18 protein-coding genes are annotated in these 22,665 nt (G+C 49.6%); 5 read left to right on the forward strand and 13 right to left on the reverse strand.

Annotation, left to right across the window (positions count from 1 at the left end; all coding sequences use genetic code 11):
• Positions 1–80: 80 nt before the first annotated feature.
• Both J0X00_RS19525 and J0X00_RS19530 read left to right on the forward strand, forming a co-directional pair.
• A complete protein-coding gene (locus J0X00_RS19525; protein ID WP_136486436.1) occupies positions 81–1,112 on the forward strand; it encodes an extracellular solute-binding protein in 1,032 nt (343 codons plus the stop codon).
• 124 nt (positions 1,113–1,236) lie between these two features.
• Entirely contained in the window at positions 1,237–2,274 is a 1,038-nt protein-coding gene (locus J0X00_RS19530; protein WP_136486434.1) for an extracellular solute-binding protein, read from the forward strand.
• Between the two features lie 99 nt (positions 2,275–2,373).
• On the opposite strand, the gene cobB is transcribed toward J0X00_RS19530, so the two are convergent.
• The 11 genes from cobB to J0X00_RS19585 all read right to left on the reverse strand — a co-directional run bounded on the left by cobB (position 2,374) and on the right by J0X00_RS19585 (position 13,937).
• Complete coding sequence (gene cobB, locus J0X00_RS19535; RefSeq protein ID WP_282477529.1) at positions 2,374–3,111, reverse strand: Sir2 family NAD+-dependent deacetylase; 738 nt, start codon at positions 3,109–3,111, stop codon at positions 2,374–2,376.
• Between the two features lie 215 nt (positions 3,112–3,326).
• Positions 3,327–4,547 carry an ammonium transporter gene (locus tag J0X00_RS19540; RefSeq protein WP_136486430.1) on the reverse strand — a complete coding sequence of 407 codons (1,221 nt, stop codon included), beginning with the start codon at positions 4,545–4,547 and terminating at the stop codon, positions 3,327–3,329.
• 423 nt (positions 4,548–4,970) lie between these two features.
• A complete protein-coding gene (locus J0X00_RS19545) occupies positions 4,971–5,393 on the reverse strand; it encodes a hypothetical protein (protein WP_136486427.1) in 423 nt (140 codons plus the stop codon).
• Entirely contained in the window at positions 5,380–6,438 is a 1,059-nt protein-coding gene (locus J0X00_RS19550) for a formate dehydrogenase subunit gamma (protein ID WP_136486425.1), read from the reverse strand. The genes J0X00_RS19545 and J0X00_RS19550 overlap by 14 nt, the downstream gene beginning before the upstream one ends.
• Positions 6,439–6,443: 5 nt before the next feature.
• The gene (gene fdh3B, locus J0X00_RS19555; RefSeq protein ID WP_136486423.1) at positions 6,444–7,052 is read right to left on the reverse strand and encodes a formate dehydrogenase FDH3 subunit beta; all 609 of its coding nucleotides are present in this window, start codon (positions 7,050–7,052) and stop codon (positions 6,444–6,446) included.
• A gap of 11 nt (positions 7,053–7,063) precedes the next feature.
• Positions 7,064–9,919, reverse strand: a complete 2,856-nt coding sequence (locus J0X00_RS19560) for a formate dehydrogenase subunit alpha (RefSeq protein ID WP_136486421.1) — start codon at positions 9,917–9,919, stop codon at positions 7,064–7,066.
• A 10-nt stretch (positions 9,920–9,929) separates the two neighbouring features.
• Entirely contained in the window at positions 9,930–10,133 is a 204-nt protein-coding gene (locus J0X00_RS19565; protein WP_282477530.1) for a twin-arginine translocation signal domain-containing protein, read from the reverse strand.
• 60 nt (positions 10,134–10,193) lie between these two features.
• On the reverse strand, positions 10,194–10,808 hold the full coding sequence (locus J0X00_RS19570; protein WP_282478325.1) for a molecular chaperone: 615 nt from the start codon (positions 10,806–10,808) through the stop codon (positions 10,194–10,196).
• An 86-nt stretch (positions 10,809–10,894) separates the two neighbouring features.
• Positions 10,895–12,556 carry a 4Fe-4S binding protein gene (locus J0X00_RS19575; protein ID WP_282477531.1) on the reverse strand — a complete coding sequence of 554 codons (1,662 nt, stop codon included), beginning with the start codon at positions 12,554–12,556 and terminating at the stop codon, positions 10,895–10,897.
• 246 nt (positions 12,557–12,802) lie between these two features.
• Complete coding sequence (locus J0X00_RS19580; RefSeq protein ID WP_282477532.1) at positions 12,803–13,480, reverse strand: DUF3306 domain-containing protein; 678 nt, start codon at positions 13,478–13,480, stop codon at positions 12,803–12,805.
• Positions 13,470–13,937, reverse strand: coding sequence for a DUF3305 domain-containing protein (locus J0X00_RS19585; protein WP_282477533.1), 468 nt, complete (start codon positions 13,935–13,937; stop codon positions 13,470–13,472). The genes J0X00_RS19580 and J0X00_RS19585 overlap by 11 nt, the downstream gene beginning before the upstream one ends.
• Before the next feature lie 429 nt (positions 13,938–14,366).
• Here J0X00_RS19585 and J0X00_RS19590 point away from each other — a divergent pair, with 429 nt between their 5' ends.
• The 3 genes from J0X00_RS19590 to J0X00_RS19600 all read left to right on the forward strand — a co-directional run bounded on the left by J0X00_RS19590 (position 14,367) and on the right by J0X00_RS19600 (position 18,689).
• The gene (locus J0X00_RS19590; RefSeq protein WP_282477534.1) at positions 14,367–15,197 is read left to right on the forward strand and encodes a formate dehydrogenase accessory sulfurtransferase FdhD; all 831 of its coding nucleotides are present in this window, start codon (positions 14,367–14,369) and stop codon (positions 15,195–15,197) included.
• A 217-nt stretch (positions 15,198–15,414) separates the two neighbouring features.
• Positions 15,415–17,781 carry an ATP-binding protein gene (locus tag J0X00_RS19595; RefSeq protein ID WP_282477535.1) on the forward strand — a complete coding sequence of 789 codons (2,367 nt, stop codon included), beginning with the start codon at positions 15,415–15,417 and terminating at the stop codon, positions 17,779–17,781.
• A 20-nt stretch (positions 17,782–17,801) separates the two neighbouring features.
• Complete coding sequence (locus tag J0X00_RS19600; protein WP_218563420.1) at positions 17,802–18,689, forward strand: mechanosensitive ion channel domain-containing protein; 888 nt, start codon at positions 17,802–17,804, stop codon at positions 18,687–18,689.
• Between the two features lie 150 nt (positions 18,690–18,839).
• Here the strand turns inward: J0X00_RS19600 and J0X00_RS19605 are convergent, their stop codons facing one another.
• Complete coding sequence (locus J0X00_RS19605) at positions 18,840–20,909, reverse strand: cache domain-containing protein (RefSeq protein WP_282478326.1); 2,070 nt, start codon at positions 20,907–20,909, stop codon at positions 18,840–18,842.
• Complete coding sequence (locus tag J0X00_RS19610; protein WP_282477536.1) at positions 20,896–22,338, reverse strand: sigma-54 dependent transcriptional regulator; 1,443 nt, start codon at positions 22,336–22,338, stop codon at positions 20,896–20,898. The genes J0X00_RS19605 and J0X00_RS19610 overlap by 14 nt, the downstream gene beginning before the upstream one ends.
• Between the last annotated feature and the right edge of the window lie 327 nt (positions 22,339–22,665).

Here is a 22,665-nt window from a genome sequence, read left to right on the forward strand (position 1 = left end):
AAGCAGGAAGAGCGCTTTCCTCCTGCTTCATCTTCATCTAACGCCTTAATTGGGCAACGTCTGGTTTGGAGCTAACGTCAATGAAAAAATGGACTACTCTTTTGGCAGGTAGTATGTGTGCGCTGTCGCTGATCTCAACAAATGTCGCGGCAGAAGACAATGAACTGGTATTTATGAACTGGGGACCGTACATCAACAGCGGTATTCTGGAACAATTTACAAAAGAAACCGGCATCAAAGTGATCTACTCAACGTATGAGTCAAATGAAACTTTGTACGCCAAGCTGAAAACACACAATGAAGGTTACGACCTGGTTGTTCCATCAACTTATTTCGTATCTAAAATGCGTGATGAAGGCATGTTGCAGAAAATCGACAAGTCCAAACTGTCGAATCTGGGTAACCTGGATCCAAACTATCTGAACAAACCTTATGATCCAAACAACGATTACTCGATTCCGCACGTAGTGGCAATTACGGGCCTTGCTGTCAATACAGATATGTACGATCCGAATGATTTCCAAAGCTGGGGCGATCTGTGGAAGCCTGAATTGGCTGGCCAACTGATGCTGATGGATGACACCCGTGAGGTGTTCCACATCGCGCTGCGTAAACTGGGTTACTCTGGTAACACCACTGACGACAAGCAGATTGATGAAGCATACGCTGAGCTACAGAAGCTGATGCCAAACGTATTGGTATTCAACTCAGACAACCCGGCAGCACCTTACCTGTCTGGTGAAGTAGGTCTGGGTATGCTGTGGAACGGTTCTGCAGCGGCAGCGCAAAAAGAAGGTCTGCCACTTAAACTGGTATTCCCTAAAGAAGGCGGTATTGGTTGGGTAGATAACTTTGCTATCGCATCAGGTGCGAAAAACGTCGACGCCGCGCATAAGATGATCGACTTCCTGCTACGTCCGGAAATCGCGGAGCAGATTTCTCGCGACACTGGTTACCTGACTGGCGTAAAAGCATCAAACGACAAGTTTAAAGACATCGCACCCCTGTTCCCGTCTCAGGAAGATCTGGACCGTGTTGAATGGCAAGCTGCTGTTGGCGACAAAACTGTACGTTATGAAGATTACTTCATGAAGCTTAAAGCGGGTCAATAATCCCAATAAAATGAATGAAATAGGCAGCTTAAGCTGCCTATTTTTGTTTGAGCTGTTATAATCGTCGCTTATGCATAAACATGCTCTTGCCTGGCTAGGCTCTTACAGCAAACATGGAAATCTCATGAAAAGTAAACTGTATGCTGGCGCTTTATGTGCTGCGACTCTATTCACAAGTAACGTGATGGCTGAAGACCAAGAACTGTATTTCTACAACTGGTCTGAATATATTCCTAATGAAGTTCTGGAAGACTTCACTAAGGAAACCGGTATTAAAGTAATCTACTCGACCTACGAGTCCAACGAAAGCATGTACGCTAAGTTGAAAACTCAGGGCGAGGGTTACGATCTGGTAGTACCTTCGACCTATTTTGTTTCAAAAATGCGTAAAGAAGGGATGCTGCAGGAGATCGACCACTCCAAACTGAGTCATTTTGCAGACCTGGATCCTAACTATCTGAACAAATCTTTCGATCCGGATAACCACTACTCTATTCCGTATATCTGGGGCGCGACCGGTATCGGTATTAACACAGATATGCTCGATAAATCTTCAGTGAAAAACTGGGGCGATCTGTGGGATAGCAAGTGGGAAGGCCAGTTGATGATGATGGACGATTCACGTGAAGTGTTCCACATCGCATTGAGTAAGTTGGGCTATTCACCGAATACCACCAATCCAAAAGAGATTGAAGCGGCGTTCCACGAATTGCAGAAGCTGATGCCGAACGTATTGGTATTCAACTCAGATTTCCCGGCTAACCCTTATCTGGCGGGCGAAGTGTCGCTGGGTATGCTGTGGAATGGTTCTGCGTACATGGCTCGCGAAGAAGGCGCACCGATTGAAATCATTTGGCCGGAAAAAGGGGCAATTTTCTGGATGGACAGCCTGGCTATCCCATCCGGTGCTAAAAACCTTGAGGCCGCTCATAAGATGATCGACTTCCTGCTTCGCCCGGATAATGCCGCGAAAATTGCAATGGAAATTGGTTATCCGACGCCGGTAAAAGCGGCTTACCCACTGCTGCCAAAAGAGTTTGCTAACGACCCGAACATCTTCCCGCCACAATCGGTCATGGAAAGTGGTGAATGGCAAGACGAAGTTGGTGAAGCGGCTGCGCTGTACGAAGAGTACTTCCAGAAGCTAAAAGTAAATAACTGATCCTTTTCGATGTGTCTGGCCACGTCAGACAGCTCATGCTTATCAAACAAAAGCGGCTCGATTGAGCCGCTTTTTTACATCTGTCACCCGATGCTCTTATCAGGCGTGCTTGCAATCGGACGCCTGCAGGGCAAGCAGTTCATCCACCAAACGTGGTACCTCAACACTGGCTTTACCGTAGCGTTTCTCAGCAAATTCCGTTTCAACCGCGCTGGGTTCCAGGTTAATTTCAATTGTATGTGCACCATGCATTTTCGCATCATGTACGAAACCGGCTGCAGGATAGACGACGCCCGATGTGCCAATCGAAATAAACAGATCGGCTTGTTCTAACGCCTCATAGATTTCACCCATACGCAGTGGCATCTCGCCAAACCAGACAATATGAGGACGTAACTGAGACGGGATCTGGCAGCAATGGCATAAGTCGCCACTGACGAGGTCGTCTTTCTGTTCGATCACCTGATTGGTCACCGCACAGCGTGCTTTAAGTAGTTCACCGTGCATGTGGATCACATGTTCGCTGCCGCCCCGCTCATGCAGATTGTCGATATTCTGAGTGATGACGGTCACTTTGCCGTCCAGCTCTTTTTCCAGCCGGCCAAGGGCGATATGGGCAGCATTGGGCTCGATAGTTGCGGATTGCAGCTTGCGCCGGCGTTGGTTATAGAAATCCTGGACCAGCTCCGGGTTTCGCTCAAAGCCTTCCGGCGTGGCGACATCCTCGATGCGGTGGTCTTCCCACAATCCATCCTGAGCACGAAAAGTTTGAATACCCGATTCTGCCGAGATACCAGCGCCAGTCAGAATGACAACGTTGCGATACGGAAAATTCATACAACATCCTTTTATTTTACTTTTCTGCTAGCTTAGCACCGATACACCGACAACCCTAGAGTTGCGGATTAGACCATAGTCGGAATTTATCGTGGCCCTCGCCTGTTCTGTGACTGTCAACGTGCCTTAAACGATAAAGAGCAGGCTATGCCTGCTCTTTATCGTTTATCTTGTCATAACAGCACTTTGTCACTGACTCTATCATCTATTCCCGTTTACTCTTCGTTAATCGATGAGATCTTGTGAATAGCCAGGTCTGCGCCATTGAATTCATCTTCTTCAGACAGGCGTAAGCCCATCACAGCATTCAGAGTACCGTACACCGCAAACGCACCGATCAGTGCAACCGCAATGCCCATCAACGTACCCATCACCTGAACGGAAAGACTCACGCCGCCCAGGCCACCAAGCGCTTGCTGGCCAAAGATACCCGCAGCAATGCCACCCCAGGCACCGCACACACCATGCAGCGGCCACACGCCCAGTACGTCATCGATCCTGGTTTTATTCTGTATGTAAGTAAAGAGCCATACAAACAGTGCACCAGCAACGAGGCCCGTTACCAGAGCGCCCAACGGATGCATCAGATCAGAACCGGCACACACCGCAACCAGACCGGCTAACGGACCGTTGTGGATAAAGCCCGGGTCATTTTTGCCTGCGATCAGAGCTGCCAGAATACCGCCGACCATTGCCATCAGCGAGTTCATCGCAACCAGGCCACTGATCCCATTGAGTGTTTGTGCTGACATCACGTTAAAGCCAAACCAGCCAACACACAAAATCCAGGCACCCAACGCCAGGAAAGGAATATTAGAGGGCGCAAAGTTAGTGTGTTTACCCGCGCGGATACGCCCCTTGCGCATGCCCAGGAAGATCACCGCAACCAATGCAATCCAGCCGCCAACACCGTGCACCACAACCGAGCCGGCAAAATCGTGGAACCCTGCCCCCATACTGGTTGCAAACCAGTCCTGGATACCATAGTTGCCATTCCAGATAATGCCTTCGAAAAACGGGTAAACCAGACCGACGGTGAAAAAGGTTGCCAGCAAAATCGGATAAAAACGTGCTCTTTCGGCAATACCGCCAGAGACGATAGCCGGAATCGCCGCCGCAAAAGTCAGCAGAAAGAAGAACTTCACCAGTTCGTAGCCATTCCCCTGAGCCAGTGTTTCTGCGTCAGCAAAGAAGTTAGCTCCATAAGCGATCCAGTAACCGATGAAAAAATAGGCAACGGTCGAAATACCAAAATCGGCCAGAATCTTGACCAGTGCATTGACCTGATTCTTTTTACGTACGGTCCCTACTTCCAGAAATGCAAAACCTGCATGCATCAAAAACACCATAATGGCGCCAAGCAGTAGAAATAAGGTATCTGAACTTTGGGTCAGGGTTTGTACGGCACCATGTACCTGACTTACTGTTTCATTCATTCTCGTAATACTCCATAGCAAAAATAAACGCGCACAAAACAAGTGCTACTCAATTTTTATCTCACCATTTTGGTGAGCGAATTATAATTTTCGTTACATAGAGCAAAATGTGTTCCAACTATAAACAATTCAGTTAATAATCATAAATCACATGATAATTCATTGTTTTATAATGCTTTAAATGAATAAGTCAGTGGCACGAATATCGCGTTGCCACTTAATTGCCATAGCTTAAATGCACCATATTGGATCTCTGGCACCAATTTCGAGCGCACAAATATGTAGCAATAAAGTTAATAACCTGGCTTGTTTGCTAAATGGCTGCCACTTACGAGCCATGTCATTTTGAGCAACAGATATCGTAACTAGGTAAAAAAAAACACCCGGACAAGGCCGGGTGTTTGACTGGGATGTAAGCATACCTTACAGGTTTGGCCCTTTAGACGGCTTGTGAGGAATGTTACTTTTGAGCTGCTGCATGCCCTGGAACATACGTACCACCCAAATCGTAATCGCAAATAAGGCGATTAAAGCACCTAAATATGGGATTAATGACCCGACTGTCGTCAGCCAGCTGTGGGCGTACCAATATCGGTGAACCCCCATAATTAGTCCATTGGTGGTCGCCACCGAGACAATCAGTACCACAAAGAAGGTCAAAAACAAGAAGAAGGTACGAATCAGGCCATAGTAATGTGAATTCGCCACGTCACCATCTTCATTCTTGTCCAGGCGATAGCCCGCGTAAATAATCCCGATAACACCTGAAAGCAGACAGGTAAAGGGTGTCAGCAGGCTGGCAATATAAACAAACCACACCGAATTATTCTGGCTAGCGGGTCTCATGCTTTGGCTCCTTATCAACCGTTGATGCGTTGACAGAGGTTTCCGCAGGTTCAATCTGTCCCTGCTCTTTCATCTCTTCATACCACAAGTCATGATGCTCTTTAGCCCAGGTTTCATCGACTTTACCGGTCACCATGCCTTCCAACGCCCCTTCCATACCAAACAAACCGATGTAGATATGGAAAATGAATCCGCAAATCAGCACCAGTGCAGAAATCATATGCACCAGATTAGAAAGCTCCATATCACGTCGGGTCTGGCCAAAAATAGGGAAATCAAGGATCAGACCACTCGCTGCGACAAACGCGCCGACGAAAATTAGCATCCAGTAGACGATTTTTTCACCGCCGTTAGAGAAGCCGGCGGAAGGATGCGTGCCCTTATGCTTGCCAAACATACCGCCGAACTTCATAAACCATTGCAAGTCCACTTTATCAAACAGGGATTTCTTCCACCATTTGAACAACATACATAACAGCAGCAGGAAGAAAAGCGGCCCCATATAGTTGTGGTACTGCTTCGCGGAATAAACAATAAAGCCCCACACTTCAGACGGCACATAAGGTTTTAAAAAATGTTTACCGTAGACTAAAGTCAGTCCGCTGAACGCCAGAGTCAGAAAAGTAAACGCCATGCTCCAGTGCATCGCACGATCCAGCCGCGACCAGCGTTTAATTTTACGCCCGGTACGAGGCTTACTCAGCATGATTGGCCCCATCAGCACGTAGGCCAGGATGACCATCGCGATACTGCCAAAGATCGCAATCGCACCCGCCGGTGACATCCACTTCTCTTTCAGTATGTACCAGGCTTCTCCGGGAGCACTGATCAACACGCCGTGTTCCGGGCCTTGCGAAGTGGTATAGCCCGCTTCACCATTACGGATCTGACGCCAGTAATCTGCGCCGGCCAGTTGCGTGAACTCTCTTTGCGCCACATCAGGTTTGCTTTGCTGCTCAGCAAACGAAGGCTGAACAGCAAAAAACATCAGTGCTGTCAGCAAAGGCAGCACAAAATGCATGGCGCGCGTCATCAAATGTCGCATCACCATTAACTCCTTGTTGCGTCGTAAGACAGATCTTCTCCATCGCTCCAACCCGCGCCTTTTGCGCCACGCTCAACCACACGCTGACGGAAAATGTCAGAAACGGTTTCGGCATCGCCGGCCATCAGAGCTTTGGTTGAACACAGTGAAGCACACATCGGCAACTTGCCTTCGGCAATGCGGTTTGCACCGTATTTCTTGCGCTCTTCCTCAGAACCAGGTTCTGTCTCCGGACCACCGGCACAGAAGGTACATTTGTCCATTTTGCCACGCTCGCCGAACGCTGAGGTTTTAGGGAACTGCGGCGCACCAAACGGACAGGCAAACAGACAGTAACCGCAACCGATACACAGATCTTTGTTGTGCAGCACAATGCCATCTTCGGTATGAACAAAACAGTCGGCCGGACACACTGCCATACACGGCGCATCGGTACAGTGCATACAGGCAACAGAGATTGAGTTTTCGCCCGGTTCACCGTCATTGAGTGTTACAACGCGGCGGCGCTGAATCCCCCACTCTAACGCGTCGTCATTTTCATTTTTACATGCCGTGACACAGCCGTTACATTCGATACAGCGCTTGGTGTCACACATAAATTTCATTCTTGCCATGATTGAGCTCCTTACGCCTTACGGATGTTACACAGAGTGACTTTGGTTTCCTGCATTTGGGTGGTTGGATCGTAACCGTAAGTGGTGGCGATATTTGCAGAATCACCAACAACGTAAGGCTGAGTGCCTTCCGGATACTTATCGCGCAAATCTTCACCTGAGAAGATGCCGCCAAAGTGGAACGGAATAAACGCCATGCCCGGTTTCACGCGGCGTGTCACCATGGCTTTTACATGAATACGGCCTTTCTCAGCGCCTTCTACCCAAACGTATTCACCGTCTTTAAAGCCAAGATCGTTGGCATCTTTCGGGTGCACTTCAACAAACATCTCCTGTTGCAGCTCGGCTAGCCAAGGGTTGGAGCGGGTTTCATCGCCCCCGCCTTCGTATTCGACCAGGCGGCCAGAGGTGAGGATAATCGGATACTCTTGTGAAACATCTTTGTCCTGAATCGATTTATACAGGGTCGGCAGACGGTAGATAGACTCCGCGTCATCCCAAGTCGGATAATCAGCTATCAGGTCACGACGCGGCGTGTACAGAGGCTCACGGTGCAGCGGCACGCGATCCGGGAAGGTCCAGACAATGGCTCGAGCTTTGGCATTACCAAACGGAATACAGCCATGCTTAATCGCAACGCGCTGAATGCCGCCGGACATATCGGTTTTCCAGTTTTTACCTTCGGCCGCCGCTTTTTCTTCCGGAGTCAAATCGTCCCACCACCCCAGATGTTTCAGCAACTTATCACTGAACTCCGGATAACCGTCCTCAATTTCACTGCCTTTCGAGAAGCTGTCTTCTGCCAGCAGGTTTTTACCTTCAAACTCAACACCATAACGGGCACGGAACGTACCGCCACCTTGTGCGACTGTTTTCGACGTGTCGTACAAAATATGGGTGCCAGGGTGTTTCATTTCCGGTGTACCCCAGCATGGCCAAGGCAGACCATAGGTTTCTCCGTTGACCGGGCCGCCTTCCGCTTCCAGACTGGTTTTGTGGAAGGTATGCCAGTTTTGCTGGTGAGCTTTAAGGCGCTCAGGGCTTTGGCCGGTGTAACCAATGGTCCACATGCCACGGTTAAACTCACGGGTAATGTCTTCAATAACGGGTTGGTTGTTCTCAACCCGGATGTGCTTACACAACTGCTCATCGATACCGAGTTTTTTCGCCATCAGATACATGATTTCATGGTCTGGTTTGGAGTCAAACAACGGCTCAATCACCTGATCACGCCATTGCAGCGAGCGGTTGGAAGCCGTCACACTGCCGTAAGTTTCAAACTGAGTCGTGGCCGGCAGCAGATACACACCGTCGGTACGTTCGCTCATGACGGCGGCAACGGTCGGATACGGGTCAACAATCACCATCATATCCAGCTTCTGCATCGCCTTTTTCATTTCGACGCCGCGGGTTTGCGAGTTCACCGCATGACCCCAATAGAACATGGCACGGATGTTATCGCGCTGTTCAATGTTCTTTTTGTCTTCCAGCACACCATCGATCCAGCGTGAGACAGGAATACCCATGTTATTGATGGGTTTCTGACCACGGTATTCGTTCTGATCAAAGCGGTTTTGCACCCACTCAAAATCCACATCCCAAACGCCACACCAGTGTTTCCATGAACCATCCGCCAGACCGTAGTAACCCGGCAATGTGTGCGACAGTACACCCAGATCGGTTGCGCCCTGCACGTTGTCGTGACCACGGAAAATGTTGGCACCGCCACCGGATTTACCCAGGTTGCCCAACGCCAGTTCCAATACACAATAAGCGCGAGTGTTGTTGTTACCCGTGGTGTGCTGAGTTCCCCCCATACACCAGACCACACAACCAGGACGGTTCTCCGACAAAATTTTGGCCGTTTTGTATACTTCGGCTTCAGTCAGACCCGTAACACGTTCGACTTCCTGCGGGTTCCATTTCGCCACTTCGGTGCGAATTTCATCCATACCGAACACACGCTGACGGATAAACTCTTTATCTTCCCAGTTGTTTTTGAACACATGCCACAAAATACCCCAGATAAAAGCAACGTCAGTTCCCGGGCGTAGTGAAATGTAATAGTCCGCTTTGGCCGCTGTACGGGTGCGACGCGGGTCTGCGACAACAATCTTACAGCTGTTCTTCTCTTTGGCGATCAGGATATGTTGCATCGCAACCGGGTGAGCTTCGGCCGGGTTGGAACCAATAAACAGGATCGACTTACAATTATGCATGTCGTTAAAGGAGTTGGTCATGGCTCCGTAACCCCAGGTATTCGCTACCCCGGCGACGGTTGTTGAGTGACAGATACGTGCCTGGTGGTCGACGTTGTTGGTTCCCCACAGCGATGCCAGTTTGCGGAACAGGTAGGCCTGTTCGTTGCTGTGTTTGGCACTGCCCAGCCAATAGACTGAGTCCGGACCTGACTCCTGACGAATACGCAGTGCTTCGTCACCGATTTCGTTGATCGCCTGATCCCAGGAGATCTTTTTCCACTGACCACCTTCCAGTTTCATCGGGTATTTGAGACGGCGCTCACCGTGACCATGTTCACGCAGTGCCGCCCCTTTTGCACAGTGGCCACCGGCGTTAAACGGATGATCAAACGCTGGCTCCTGACCGGTCCATACGCCATTCTGTACTTCGGCATAAATACCGCATCCGACCGAACAGTGGGAACAGATGGTGCGCTTCACTTCTGTTTTCGCATTGTGATCAACGTCTGCGGCCTGGGCTTTTTTCAGCATTCCCGGCGCAAACAGTGATGCACCGACAGCGGCGCCACCAGCAGCCAGCGAAGTATTTTTCATAAACGCACGGCGACTGATCCCAAGCGGGTTGCTGTTTTTGCTCGTGCTGTCTGAACGTTTGGTTAATCTCATCGCTGCGCTCCTATAGCGTGTCGTAGTAATCACGAATGTGCTGGGTTTCGTGATACCCTTTCTTCAGTTCATTCTTATTTGCCTGCACCGGTGTTTCACTGGCGACGACTTGCTGAGAAACCCCCGTAACGACCGCACCCGCGACCGCTGCAGTTCCCAACCCTTTCAGCAGATCACGCCTGCTTTGGTTGATGTCTTTTTGTTCTTTTTTCATCATTGCTTCCTTTATCCGTTCTTGCTGTTACCAAGCATGATTGGAGCCTGTGCTGATCTTTTAAGATTGCTGTTCAGCTTTATCGGTGAGGTTTTTTACCTCAATTTTGTGTGTATTCTTGCGACTGGATGGCGCCTGGGTCAGACTGACATTTTCCAGAGTCAAAAACGCGCCCAGCAACTCGGCCACAGCGCGATAAAACTGGGCGTGCTCGGCCTGATTCATTTGATCCACCAGCTTGTTGTACCAGGTCGCAATGTGACGGTTGAAAAAGGCTTTTTGCACCATGTCCCGGCTTTCGATCAGATACGCCATGGTTTCGCACAGGGCTGCGATATGATCTTCCGGCTCTTTTACCGCTTCATCACGCTCCAGGCCGATTTGATTGAGGTGGAAACGAATGTCGGCCAGCGGTTTCTCCATCAGAGAACCGGTTAAATGCCAGGAAGCAAAAGGGACGACTTCACCGCGCCCGATGCCGATAAACAGTTGTTGGTATTCCTGTTCCAGATCCGGACGTTTTACCGCGCGAGCGGCAGCGGACAGTGACTGCCAAGCCTTCGCCATCGGTGTGGCATTCTCTTCGCTTTGCAGATCAGTCAGAAACTCAATTAATGGCGCAGAAGGTACATCACGCAACAGAGCCGCCAGCAAAAGATAAATGTCGCAACGCATTGCATCATCACCCTGTTCGGCTTGCTCAAGGTGTTGTGCAGGATCAAATTGAATGGCCTGATCACTTGGCATTATGTTTTCCTTCCCTAGTAATTGAGCTGTTTTTCCGGATCGTTAGCCATGGACTCAAACACGTCCACAACACGACAGTCTTCACACATCGCGATACGATTCAGCGAAGCCTGATCAGAGAAATGTGAGTGACCACGTAACTTATCTTGCAGCATGGTGATCATCGATTGTGGCGCGAATGGTTTCTGACAGCGCAGACAATGGGCCGGCTCTTCCTGATGCAGTGTGACGACGGCCTGGCGCTGTTGTTTGTCCCAATTGATGCGTGAGGATGAGGTCAGCGCGCTTTCAGGACAGGCTTTGACACACAAGCCACATTGCACACAATCTTGCTCGACGAATTTGAGTGATGGCATATCGCCTTCATGATGAAGAGCGCGAGTCGGACAAACCGCGACACAACTCATACACAAGGTACAATCCTGAGTAGAGCATTCAATCGCGCCGTAGGCCGCGGTCGCAGGCAAAGGTTGAATAGCGGGCTCGATCTGTTTGTGCTCCGCCAGAGCGTCCAGTGCCTGAAACAGTCGTTGACGCTTATTGCCTTCCAGTTCGCCCAGATGAAGTCCGAGTGGCTCCGTACACAGGGTCGGTGTACCGTCTCGCAGCGATTCGAGAAAAAGAATATCAACGGTCTCTTTATCAATACCGAGCTGATTCAGGAATGTCTGCGCCATCGTGACTTCCTGATTAAGGATACGCATCACCGTAGGTGGCATATGACGACTGGCTGCAAACAGCACTTGAGTCGCACCATTAACCAAAGCCGCAAACCAGGAGTCCATGCCCACTGAAGGCAGCTCTTCCACAGTGACCGGAATCACGTTATCCGGCAGCGCCTGCAGCGCCATCAGGTTATATTGCTCATGACGTGAGCTGCAGATCAGAATGACAGCCTGTTCACCACCGGCTTGCGCATAGTTACGTAGCAGACGCTCAATGAATTTTTGTGTGTCAGTCGGGTTAGGCAATGCATAATGAATCGCTTCAGTGGGACAAGATGTCGCACATGTTCCTATGCCCTGACATAAATACGGATTAATCTGAATCCGATGACCCGTTTTGTCACTGCCTTCACTGGACAATGCACCCGCCGGGCAAGCATCAACACAACGTTCGCAGCCTTTCACACCTCGTGAAGAGTGAGCACATAAATCGGTATCGAGACGGAAATACTTCGGTTTGTCGAAGGTTCCCATGAGTTCAGGGATCTCTTCTAACGCATCAGACAACTTGGGATGTCCGCGCCCGACCGGAAAATATCCGGGAACAGGCACTTCTTCAGTCATAACGCCATTCAGAGACATATCCAGCACGATATCAAAACAGTCCTGCGAGATTGCGGCCTGAGCCAAATTAATTTCCTGACCGCGATTTTCGACCGAAACACTGAATGCACCGAGAAATCCACTGATTTCAACACTGTCTGCATAATAGAGATGATGACTCTCGGAGGGCTCTCCGTCCACAGACAATAGAGTGACAGACGCCATTTGCGATAATTGCAGCGCCGCCCGTTCGATAAGGCTGCTTGGACCAAGAATAAGCGTATGCCCGCCACTTTCGTAACTGACGGTAGGCGGAATTAAATTGGTGAGTTCAACGGTGTTTTCAATGGCAGACCACCGTGCACGTCCATTCGGAGATGTCGCTTGTTGTAAATATTGCTTTAACATTGCTCGTTTCCATCATATGAGCGAATCTTGAGTGCCCGCTCTTTTTGATTACTTTAGCAATTAGCATTCCAACCCATAAAAATGATTTAAAACAAACGGTTAAAAATAAAACTAATCAATGTATCGGCACAAATAAAAAAGATGAGACAAATTGTCTCATCTGGTCGAAAAGGTATTAGGTCAAAATGTACCTGGTCGTTATCGAGATAATAGTTATAGGGATAAGAGTTTTTGAACAATCAGGAATTAAGTGGTCGATTTAGTCTCATCGTCCTTGTGATCGAGATGATCGGCACGATCTGTTTCAGATTGAGCGGATGCAGCAAGTTTGCCGTCCAGCGCCGTCGCATCCTCCCTGCCTGGCGTGCCATTAACATTAATAGCTTCAACATCGCTCTCTTCATCCACCAGGTCATCGGATGAAGCTGCGCCACTTATTTCGGGCTTATTGTGCAAAGGTTGTGTCTCTGAGCCAGGCTTATCTTCCGGCTTATCATCGGCCTTGTTCAGCCAGTCACGCAAACCCTGCGCGACTTCAGTCGACAAGCTTTTTACTTTGGAGTAATCGTGATCGTAATCATTAAGCCGATCGACTTCGCTAAACTCACCACTCAAAAACAGCTTACGCAGCGCTGCTTTTTTTACTTGTTGACTAGCTTGGGATGCCAGTAAGGCAGCGACCGACTGGGGTTGCTCATTGGCACTGTCCTCTGCGAAGCTGTTTGCCTCGGTGCCAGTTTGTGAATCAAAACCATCAGCGAGATCTGAACCCGGTGAATCAAGTTCATCGGTTCGAGTGGCTGAGTCGATGTCTGCCGTGCCGGTTTCTGAACCAGAGCTGTCTTCTGCCGACGAAGCCAGGTCCTCATGTTGCTCTTCAAGTTTGCGCTTTGACCAGCGGGAAAGAAACGAATTATTGTCCACTGGCTCTGCCCGCCCCTTTGCGTTTTTTACGTTTCACTTCCAGCAATTCGCCATGTCGGCCAATAAAGGCTTCCATCCAGGCCTGAATCGGCAGCGGCATATCGGCCGAAAGCACCAGATAGTCGCCATCCATATATTGGCCTGCCACGCTCTGTGACGCGGTGAGCGTAATAATTTTTGGAGGGGTTCCTTCAGCGTCTGGATTTTCCAGTACCAGAAACAGTTTAGGTTGTTGAGAACTCAGGTTGAAACGATAGTCGGTTCGTTCATCACGATACAGTTCCAGCACGGCGATAAATGCGCTGTCCTGGTTCGGATGCAGATCAAAACCGGTTAATTGCCATTGGGTGGTCATCCACATTCCGGTTGTGATCTCGTGCTCAACCAGATCACAGGCCAAGGGCCAAAGGGTCTCGGTCTTTTCTGTATCCATGATTTTGATTTGCAGTTCTGACATGGGAGTTTCCGTAATATTCTCGTTAAGCTGTCTGACTTTCTTATCGGCACGACATAGCGCCTTTTTTCATAGTCTAGAACAAATCTAAGCACTTAAAAGTGCAGATGATGTTTTAAAACTGCCGCCCTGGTCTGTGACTGTCAATTGATTTCAGCACACCCGGAACGTTGTTTTTTCAAGATTTGAAATAGTGACTTAGCAATAACTAAGCCATCTGTTCGTTATTTTTGAACTTTAATTCATGGCTTGAGAACTTTAACTCGTTACTCCGTCACTTTGAGTTTGCGACTCTGGTACTTTAGACACAATTTACGCCACTTGGATTAGACCACTTACAACTTTTTAGCTAGGGTTTAGGCGCGAGCTGATGTTTCACCCCAGCCGGACCATATAGCAAAAGAAACCTGACCTTATAAAAAGGATGTCGCAGTGAGCAAGTTATCTGTTATCAAAACCAGTGAAAACCCGTTACAAACCATGGATGTAGAGGTGTATGACGAATATGGGGAGAAATTGGTCAAATCGATCGCTTGTGAGCGTCCTCTGACCGTACTGCTTAACTGGAAAGAAATCGTGACTCTGATGACTTTGGGATCACGGCCTGACGCTTTGGTGCTGGGTTACCTGAAAAATCAGAGTTTTATTTCCGATCCTGACGCGCTCGACTCGGTCATTATCGATTGGGAGACCAATTCTGCCGCCGTGGTTACCCGGGAAAACATTGATCACCTTGAGCCGGCGTTAAAGAAAAAGACAGTTACTTCAGGCTGTGGTCAGGGCACCATGTACGGCAACGTGATGAAACAGCTGGAGAACTATCAGGTTCCGCAACGCCCGCTTAAACAGTCTCAGATTTATGCCGCTCTGGAAGCGTTAACCCATCACAACGACACTTATAAAAAGGCAGGTGCCGTACACGGCTGCGCAATCTGCTTTGAAGATCAGGTGTTATCGTTTGTCGAAGATGTCGGTCGCCACAATGCGGTGGATACTCTGGCCGGAGAAATGTGGCTCAACAACATGTGTGGCGAGGATAAAATCTTCTATACCACAGGTCGTTTAACCTCAGAAATGGTGATCAAAGTTGCCCAGATGGGGATACCTGTACTGCTCTCCCGCTCCGGCGTGACCCAGATGGGACTCGATCTGGCGCAACAGTTCGGCATCACAACCATTGCCAGAGCAAAAGGCCTGCGTTTTCAGGTCTACAGCGGCGCAGATAAAATCGAGTTTGATGTCAAAGGACATCTGGCCGATTAGTTTTTAATAACCAATAACCAATAACCAATAACTAATAACCAGCTAGTACCATTTGAAAGAATACGTTGAAAAGAGATGAGGAGATGAAAAGATAACGGCAGTTCATCGTTGCCGCCTTCACTGAATTCGCAGCACCATCACAAATTTTGGCCCGCTGTTCGAGTTGCTTAAGCTACACTTAATTTGATAATCAATAACTTATTAAGTGAACTCGTCAATGTCGGCTATCCTCCATTTTAGGTTACGAGCTTGGCTCTTACCATTATTACTCGGCCTGCTGAGCTTTTCCGTCGCCGCTGAGTGGCAGCACGATGATGTCAATCTGGTTGCCCAGACGCCTCAAAGCATGCGGGATCTGGAACAGAACGTCCGTGAATTGCCTGAACGGACAATGATGGATCGCACACAGCAACAACGTGTGCAACAGTTATTGAAAGCAACTTTGCTGCAACAGCAGAACACGGTTGACGAATTTTCGACCTTGCTGGAGCACTACCAGCAGCAAGCGGATGAACTCAATTGGTTTAATCTGCAGCAAAGTTATTTAGCCCTGACCAGTTTGTCCCGCAGCAAACAACGTTTGCTTGAACTTAGTGATGTGTATACCCGCAGCGTCCTGACCGGTTTCAGTTCAGAAGGTGTCAGTCAGGCCCGGCTTGAACTGCAGCAGGCGCGTTTAATGCTGCACTATCAATGGCACTGGCAAACAAGGCAGTTAGATACTCTATGGCACAACGTTAGCAGAGCGCCTCTTTCCTTCTGCGGAATGGTACTGAGAGTCGTGGTGATCTTTGCCGTCTTGTTCTGGTGGCTGGGCCACAGCCAGCCGTTGATCAAATTGTTCTGGCGTACTTATCTGCAAAATAAACAGAAACCGGCCATCTGGGCGCGACTGGTGTGGTATGTGAGTAAAGCCAACCGCACGATTGCCTGGATGATAGCGCTGACTCTTGTCCTGCAGAGTCTTATTCAGCTGGAGAGCCTGCAGGCGCTGCGCTATCTGCAATGGGCCATCTGGTGGCTGTTGGGCGGTCGCATCGCCATCAGTCTGATCAGCGAGTACTTCTATCGTACCCGTCGCACGTCCAATCAGGCGTTGATCGATTTACGCCAGACTTCGATTCGTCGTCTGGTTCGTACTGCGGTCATCAGCGGCCTGATTGTCCAGTTATCCTTACCCTTACTGGCCAAAAACACCCTCTATGACTGGCTCACCGATGCGCTGAGCGTCTGGATTGTGCTGATGGTGGTTTCAGTACTGATGCTATGGCGAGAGCGCACCTTTGCGGTTATCGACAAGCAGACGGATAAACCACTTTGGGTAAAATGGGCAGAGAAAAAACAGAGCACCTGGTTGGCATGCATTCCGGCGACGGTTCTTGGTGTACTTTGGATAGGATTGAACACGCTACAACGTCAACTCGTGTCACTGATGTCGAGCTATTCCTTTTGCAGTCAGGCGCTGGCCTACCTGTTTCGTATCGAGGCGGCCAAGCAGAATAATAACCGCTGTAATGAACAGGAGTACACCCGTGTTAAAGGCGACGAAACCTTTGATTATGTACTACCGGGCCATATGGACAGTCCCCTGGTTGAGTACGCGCAAGATGAATTTCAGCAGTTGAGCCGCTATTTGCTCAGTGACAGTCCGGCGATGTGTGTGGTGTCCGGCGAGCGTGGGATTGGCACCACGACCTTGTTGCATCGCCTGCTGAATAAAGTGAAAAACGCCCGACCAATTTATCTCAATTGCCCCTATTCTGGTCTGGATAACCTGCTATCCCAACTGGCGGTAGAACTTAACCTGAGCGAGGATGCCAGTGAAGTGCAGATCATCGCGGCGCTGCGACAGAGTGAGCAAAGTTATCTGATTGCGATTGATAATGCACAGCGCCTGGTTAAGCCAACCGTCGGTGGTCTCAAGAGATTACTGCATCTGACCAACTTACTGCGCCGCAGTAAGCAGAATCACCGTGTGGTGATGGCAATTGAAAAATCGAGCTGGCGGTTTGTCGATCGCGCACGTGGTGAACGACTGCTGTTTGACTGGGTGACTATTTTGCCGCGCTGGAATGAAGTACAGCTAGGTGAATTGCTCAACAGCCGCATCAATCAGGATAAGCAGTCGCCGATATCCTTTGAGGGGTTACTGGTTCCCCGCCAATGGGGCGATGAAGAGCACAGTGATGAAGAACGCTCACGCCTGGGGTTCTATCGTATTCTGTTGCACTACTCCGATGGCAACCCAACTGTGGCGTTGCGCTTTTTTCGCCGTTCTTTGCATCGTCATAAGGAGAACCATCAGGTTGTGGTGCGCTTGTTTCATACCCCTGATGCGCATGATCTGGAATCCATGCCCAAACCCATGCTGGCTGTGCTGCGCTCAATCGTGCAACTGGAAGTCGCCTCTCCGGATGAATTATCGGAATGTACTCAACTGACCATCCCTGAGGTGATTGGCATTATGCGCTACTTTGAAAGTCGGGGATATCTGGAATGGGCGGAAGATAAAACCCGAATTTCCGACCACTGGTATCGCGCCATTACCAATGTTCTGGACAGACAACATTTGTTGGTGAAGTAATGAAAGTATCCCATATACCCATACCGCATCTCGCTATTATTATGCTGTGCAGCCTTGCGCTGATGATAAGTGCCCCCTCAGCCGCCGAAGAAGCCGTTTCAGACATACAGGATATTAAACAGATTGCCAGCCTGGTGCGCTGGAGTGGTGTGTTCTTTTCGCTACTGGTCGTCGCCGCGACCTGGCTGCTGCTCAAGTTCGTCAAATCTCTGATCAGAACGCTGGGAACTCAGTTCGTCCAGTACCGCATGTTACTGCAGAAATTCCAGTCGTTTTTCCAGTTCTTTATGTATCTCAGCGTTGCGGCGATTGTGCTGATGCTCAGCTTCCGCATTAATGACCACATGCTGGCACTGATTGGCGGTACGCTGGCGGTCGCGGTTGGTTTTGCGTTAAAAGATCTCGCGGCTTCGTTTATTGCCGGAATCACGGTGGTGATTGACCGGCCGTTCCAGGTTGGTGACCGCGTCACTTTCGAAGGTCATTATGGTGATATTATTGAAATCGGGCTGCGCTCGGTGCGGATGCGGACCTTGTCCGATGACATCATCACCATCCCCAATAACAAATTTCTCAATGAAATCACCTCCAGCGGTAACTATGGCGCGCTGGATATGCAGGTGGTGATCCCGTTTTATGTCGGTTTGGATGAAGATATTGCGCTGGCTCGCGATCTGATACAAGAAGCGGCCTCATCAAGCCGCTACATTCATCTGCCGAAACCAGTCGTGGTATTGGTCAAACAGACCATGACCGAAAGCTATCTGGCGGTGCAGCTTACCTGCAAAGCCTACGTGGTCGATACGGCTTACGAAAAATTATTTGAAACCGATATTACGTTGCGGGTCATGAAAGAATTTAAAACCCACGGCATTAAACCGCCAAACAGTGCCTTTCAGAATATCTGATGCCAGACTGTTTTGACAAATTCCTGCACCAAGCGTGACAGGTTTCAAACTGATTGTTTTTACAAAGTAATCAGTTTAAAACGTAACGAGTTTATAGAAAGCGGCCATGCCGCTCTTGGGCATGGCCGCTTTTAGCTGAAACACAACGACTCAGGACGCTTTAGTAATCAGCAGGTGTGCATCTGCCTTACTCGGCAGGTAGACACTGAAGGTACTGCCTTTACCATATTCAGACCGAACTCGTATCTCACCACCAGTCTGGCTGAGCAGACTCTGCGAAACCGACAAACCCAAACCTGTTCCTTCCCGTTTTGTGGTATAAAACGGGTCAAACACCCGCTTGAGGTATTCGGGTTTAATACCACACCCCTGATCGTCGATATGGACCACGGCGCCAAGCACTTCACCCTGCTCGCACCAGTCTTCACTGCTAATCGTTAATTTTCCCTGTCCGTTCATGGCATGAATCGCGTTCATCTGCAGGTTCACCAGGATCTGCAACAACTGATGGCGATTCACCTCAACTGAACTCTGGGCTTCAAACCGGGTAACAAACTCGATGTCGCGCTTCTTGGTGCCGGTTTTCACCAACGTGATGCTCTCTTCAATAATCGGATTGATGTGCTGCCAGGTGATTTCATCCTGGACGCCACCATGACGGCTGTATTGCAGCAGACTGCGGGTGATATTCCGTATGCGGTCAATCTGTAACAGAATGGCGTCAATCTCCTCTTCGACCCGTTTAGCATCATCACCGAGTTCAAACCGAATCAGTTCTGTGTTGCCCAGGATCACTGCGGTCGGGTTATTGATTTCATGTGCAATGCCTGCAGTAAGCTCACCAAGAGCCGCCAGTTTCTCGTGCACAATAAGTTTGTCACGGGTCTGGTTCAGCAGTTGAATATGGTGCTCAAGCTCGGCTGTTTTGTCCTGCAGACTGGCGGTCCGCTCGCTGACTTTTCCTTCCAGCTCATGAGCCGCGCGCTGAATCTCTTCATTTCGTTGCTGCAACAAATCAAGCATGTTATCAAACTGCCGCGCCAATTGAGCCAGTTCATGGTCATGATCCAGGCCAAGCTCGCCAATACGCTGATTTTTGCCTAACTGAACCAGCTTCACGACACGATGGATTCGTTCTATCGGCCGGAACAAATCGCGCGAGCCACGGTAAACAAAAATGCCTGAAACCAGCAGCAGAGACAGAGTCGCAATGGCTATTTCCACGATGTTGGTCAGATAGCTTTTGACAAACGGCCACAGCAGATGACCGGTATATAACATACCGATGACCTGCTGATTCGAGTCACGAATCGGCTCATAGGCAGTGATGTACCAGGCGTCATACACATAAGCCCGATCAACCCATTGCTGGCCCTGTTGTAAAACCTGGGTCTGCACCGCGTCAGATACCCGGGTTCCGACTGCACGGCCCTGTTGCTCTGAACTGTCGAGCGGCACGTTGGTGCTGATCCGCAAAGCATCGAGAAAAATGGTGACCGTACCCACAGAGCGCATCTGCTCACGTCGCATCGGATAAATGAGATCCCTGAGTTGATCGACCAAAGCGCTGCTGTTATTGAGCAACAGGCCACCATCGAGAAATCCAATCAGGTTGTGATGTTCATCGTTAACCGCGACAATCGTGCGGCTCACCAGGCCACGAGTTTCCACTATTTCGCTGTGGCTGTGGTCGTTCTGGATCTTGGCGCGCTCGGCTAATGCCGGCGACAACTTTGTCAATTCTTCATGACTGAGCACATCGAAAAACGAGTCACGGGCGCTAAGTGCCTGATAGCGAGCCTGCTGTTGCGATAAATCATGTTGTGAGGGATCAATCGGCGCAAAATTGAGGAAGTCGAGAGAGTAGCGAGCCTTTTGCGCAGAAACCCACTGCCGGAGCGAAAGCGGGTTATTGGCAGCGCCATTACTCATCTGCAATACACGGCGACGAAACGCGTATGACTCAGCAAAAGCCCGGACCTCATTGGCCTGACGTTGCTGCAGCAGGCTGACGCTGTTACGCGCGACACCAAGGCGCTCGGAAACATCAACTAACGCACTTTGCCAGGTGTAATGCAGCGACCAGTAAATGGAGATCGCGATCAATGCCACCAGCGTGAACAAGATCGGAGCGGATGTCAGGATCAGCAGACGGTAGCGCACTGTGGTTTTTAAGCGATAACGCCATTTTTGCAGCAGGGTCCGGTTAGCTAGCTTCATCACCGTCCCACTCTTTGAATTTTCGCTCCAGCGTCTTTCTCGCGACACCGAGATCGCGCGCGGCAGCGGATTTGTTGCCTTGGTAGAAATCCACTAACTGCATAATGTGCGCTTTCTCGACATCTTTCAGTGTCCAGTGGTTAGGATATCCCACTTGCTCACCGCCTGACTCGGTTGCTGCTGATGTTTGTTGGCTGTCAATATCATATGACGTTGTCACTACATCCAACTCAGAAAGACCATGTAACTCACGCCAATAGTGCGCTGGCGGCTTACCTAACAGAATGCAGCGTTCAATCAGGTTCTTGAGTTCACGAATGTTACCCGGCCACTCATAGGTCAGCATGGCCGACACATCCTCATGGGCCCACTTGGGTACCGGCATAGCTAGCTCTGCACAGAGGTTTTTGGTAAAAAACGGCACCAGTTCTTTTAAATCGGCGCTGCGCTCACGCAGCGGACAAACATCAATTTTGAGTACATTGAGGCGGTAGTACAAATCGCGGCGGAAATTCCCCTGGTCGACTTCATCCTGCAGGTTACGGTTGGTTGCCGCCACCACCCGGACATCAATCGCCACTTCTTTTTCCGAGCCAACCGGACGAATCGCTCTCTGCTCCAGAACGCGCAACAACGCCGATTGCATGGCAAGCGGCATTTCACCGATTTCATCCAGAAACAGCGTACCGCCATTGGCAACCCGAAACAGACCTTCACGGCTTTTTTTAGCTCCGGTAAACGCGCCGGATGTATGCCCGAATAGCTCACTTTCCAGCAGCTCCGGGGCAATCGCACCACAGTTAAGCGGCACAAAAGGCCCTGAACGCTCACTGGCCTCATGAATCGCGCGTGCCACCAACTCTTTACCGGTTCCCGATTCGCCCTCAACTAATACCGACGCTCGAGACGGCGCGAATTGCAGGATAAGCTGTTTAAGCAGCTCTGTTTGTTGTGAGTGACCAATGATCTGCGTGGCGCAGTGACGCTGGTAATCGCGTTGCAGCGCGTATTGCATCCGCTCATTGAGACGTTTATCCATGCAGCGGGTGACCGCTTGCAGCATCTGCTCCAGATTGAACGGTTTAAGAATGAAATCGGAGGCACCAAGTTTCAATGCACTGATTGCGGTATCGAGATCCGCATAGCCGGTCATAAAGATGACGTCTGCGCGGCGCTCCTCATCGCTGAACACCTCGTTCCATTCGGTGCCGGCGCGGCCTGGCAGGTTAATGTCTAGAATGATCAGATCATAATGATGTTCACAGCGCAGAACTTCGGCCTGCTCAATGCTGCCGGTGCAATCTACCTTGGAGAACCATTTGCCGAGGGATTTTTTTAAAATAGCCTGCATACCGGGTTCATCATCGACCACCAGAACAGAAAATGCCTGATATTTCAGTGCAGGTTGAGAATCTAAAATTTGCGACATGTTGGCTTATTCACTCCAATTGGGACAGAAAGACGCAATTAACCATAGACTCATTACGCATAGAGTGGGACATTTTGTCCAAGCTATGTGCACTAACACATACTTTTACGACAATTTTCGTCATTTGCTCGTGTTTTTTGCTGAGATAATAAACAATTAATGCTGGATGCCCCCTCTTGTAATCTGGCATTGCGATTGCATTGTGTCGGGTGCCTTAAAGTCTGTCTGGCTAAGGTAAAGTACTGATTGCTCTTGATCTTGGATAACAAAAGCCTGGTTATCCAAAGTGTGTTTAATAAGAGTTCTGATTAACAAGAACCCGGATAA

It is taken from the genome of Vibrio sp. ABG19, from assembly GCF_029962385.1.
Taxonomy (GTDB): domain Bacteria; phylum Pseudomonadota; class Gammaproteobacteria; order Enterobacterales; family Vibrionaceae; genus Vibrio; species Vibrio ostreae.

Coding starts and splice junctions, on each gene's coding strand:
- J0X00_RS19525 (WP_136486436.1), top strand. CDS start 81: ATGAAAAAATGGACTACTCTTTTGGCAGGTAGTATGTGTGCGCTGTCG.
- J0X00_RS19530 (WP_136486434.1), top strand. CDS start 1,237: ATGAAAAGTAAACTGTATGCTGGCGCTTTATGTGCTGCGACTCTATTC.
- cobB (WP_282477529.1), bottom strand. CDS start 3,111: ATGAATTTTCCGTATCGCAACGTTGTCATTCTGACTGGCGCTGGTATC.
- J0X00_RS19540 (WP_136486430.1), bottom strand. CDS start 4,547: ATGAATGAAACAGTAAGTCAGGTACATGGTGCCGTACAAACCCTGACC.
- J0X00_RS19545 (WP_136486427.1), bottom strand. CDS start 5,393: ATGAGACCCGCTAGCCAGAATAATTCGGTGTGGTTTGTTTATATTGCC.
- J0X00_RS19550 (WP_136486425.1), bottom strand. CDS start 6,438: ATGCGACATTTGATGACGCGCGCCATGCATTTTGTGCTGCCTTTGCTG.
- fdh3B (WP_136486423.1), bottom strand. CDS start 7,052: ATGGCAAGAATGAAATTTATGTGTGACACCAAGCGCTGTATCGAATGT.
- J0X00_RS19560 (WP_136486421.1), bottom strand. CDS start 9,919: ATGAGATTAACCAAACGTTCAGACAGCACGAGCAAAAACAGCAACCCG.
- J0X00_RS19565 (WP_282477530.1), bottom strand. CDS start 10,133: ATGAAAAAAGAACAAAAAGACATCAACCAAAGCAGGCGTGATCTGCTG.
- J0X00_RS19570 (WP_282478325.1), bottom strand. CDS start 10,808: ATGCGTTGCGACATTTATCTTTTGCTGGCGGCTCTGTTGCGTGATGTA.
- J0X00_RS19575 (WP_282477531.1), bottom strand. CDS start 12,556: ATGTTAAAGCAATATTTACAACAAGCGACATCTCCGAATGGACGTGCA.
- J0X00_RS19585 (WP_282477533.1), bottom strand. CDS start 13,937: ATGTCAGAACTGCAAATCAAAATCATGGATACAGAAAAGACCGAGACC.
- J0X00_RS19595 (WP_282477535.1), top strand. CDS start 15,415: ATGTCGGCTATCCTCCATTTTAGGTTACGAGCTTGGCTCTTACCATTA.
- J0X00_RS19605 (WP_282478326.1), bottom strand. CDS start 20,909: ATGAAGCTAGCTAACCGGACCCTGCTGCAAAAATGGCGTTATCGCTTA.
- J0X00_RS19610 (WP_282477536.1), bottom strand. CDS start 22,338: ATGTCGCAAATTTTAGATTCTCAACCTGCACTGAAATATCAGGCATTT.